This is a genomic window from Variovorax sp. P4_D9, from assembly GCF_056401695.1.
The window spans coordinates 1-697 of the sequence record NZ_JBFUIU010001687.1 but is presented as its reverse complement, the minus strand read 5'-3'; the positions used below and the strand labels follow the sequence as shown (position 1 = coordinate 697).

General features: G+C 60.3%; 1 pseudogene. It reads right to left on the bottom strand.

The features are described 5' to 3' along the window. Positions 1-697: pseudogene (locus AC1DY5_RS57775) on the bottom strand (hypothetical protein); the annotation flags it as partial.

Here is a 697-nt window from a genome sequence, read left to right as displayed (position 1 = left end):
GGCGTAGTAGATGAGGTAGAGCAGCGACTTCTGATAGATGCCGGCGCAGTCGTCGTTGCGCTCGAAATCCTTCTGCATCGTGAAGATGCACAGCTTGTCGATGCCTTTGCCGGCGCCCACCGCGTTGAGGAGCTTGTCCTTGAAGGTGTCAACCCGAATGGCAGGCGCCAACAGATTTCCCGTCTTGAACGATGGAACGCCCAGTTCGCGCGCAGTCGATACGAAGTGGGCCAAAAAGATGGAGCCTGCGCTATGCCCGACCGAGTGCAGCTCGACCTCTCCGGGGAACGCGTCGCAGAACGCTTTGAGCTTCGTCGCGGCATAGTACGCACCGCCGTTGATCTCGCCGCCCGGACCCGGCGGATCGACCGCGTGCTCGGCACTGGACTTCATTCCGCCCCAGATGCGTGGTCCTTGGAGCGCGCGTGCCGCGGTTTCAATTACCGGGTCGGTGGTGAAGTCAAAGAGATCCCGTGCCCCCGGTTGGCGTGCGCGTGATAGCAACTGTCCGATGGTCTCGAAAAGGCCCGTCTCCCAGACAAAATAGATGGGATAGACGCCGTTCTTCTTCCACCAATCGATGTGCTTAAAGCCCACTTTCAGGCCGCTGGACTCAGAAACCAGCCCGCCATGTACATAGATGAGCAGTTGCAGCTTGCCGCCTGCCGCCTTGGCTGCGGCCACCGCAGTTGGCAGA